The sequence below is a fragment of the Glycomyces buryatensis genome, from assembly GCF_004912275.1.
Taxonomy (GTDB): domain Bacteria; phylum Actinomycetota; class Actinomycetes; order Mycobacteriales; family Micromonosporaceae; genus Glycomyces; species Glycomyces buryatensis.
Genome location: NZ_STGY01000036.1, coordinates 1 through 651 on the forward strand (window position 1 = coordinate 1; position 651 = coordinate 651).

Genomic DNA, 651 nt, shown 5'->3' on the forward strand with positions numbered 1-651 from the left:
GGCCTGGTCTTCACCACCCGCCTCGCCGGCGGCCGCGGCGGACGCAACGCCCTCGAACACGAACTCGCCCGACTCGGCACCGTCCAGAAGAACTCCCGGCCGAACCGGCCCACCACCTGCGGGAAAGTCGAACGTTTCCAGCAGACCATGAAGAAACACCTCACCGCCGCCAACCCGCAACCGGCCACCATCACTGAGCTGCAGGTCTTGATCGCCACGTTCACCGAGACCTACAACCACCACCGGCCCCACCGGTCCCTACCGAGCCGAGCCACCCCCGCGGCGGTCTACACCACCCGACCCAAAGCCGCCCCCGGCGATGAACTCCACACCACCGATCCGGGCCGCGTCCGCACCGACACCATCGACAAAGCCGGATCAGTGACCCTGCGCCACAACGGGAAACTCCACCACATCGGGATCGGCCGGATCTACGAAGGCACCCGCGTCCTGCTCATCGTCGAAGGACTCGACATCCGCGTCCTCCACGCCGTCACCGGCGAAACCCTCAGAGCTTTGAAGCTCGACCCCACCCGCGACTACCAACCCACCGGCAAACCCAAAGGCCCAACCAGACCTGCATAGCAAAACAGGCCGAACCTTTGCAGGTTCGACCTGTTTCCGATGTCCTGAGACATCACACGTCGGGCT

1 protein-coding gene is annotated in these 651 nt (G+C 65.1%); it reads left to right on the forward strand.

The genetic code is table 11. The features are described from left to right. The coding region (locus FAB82_RS08905; protein WP_136534195.1) for an integrase core domain-containing protein at positions 1 to 585 on the forward strand (585 nt) is incomplete at its 5' end. Positions 586 to 651: the final 66 nt, after the last annotated feature.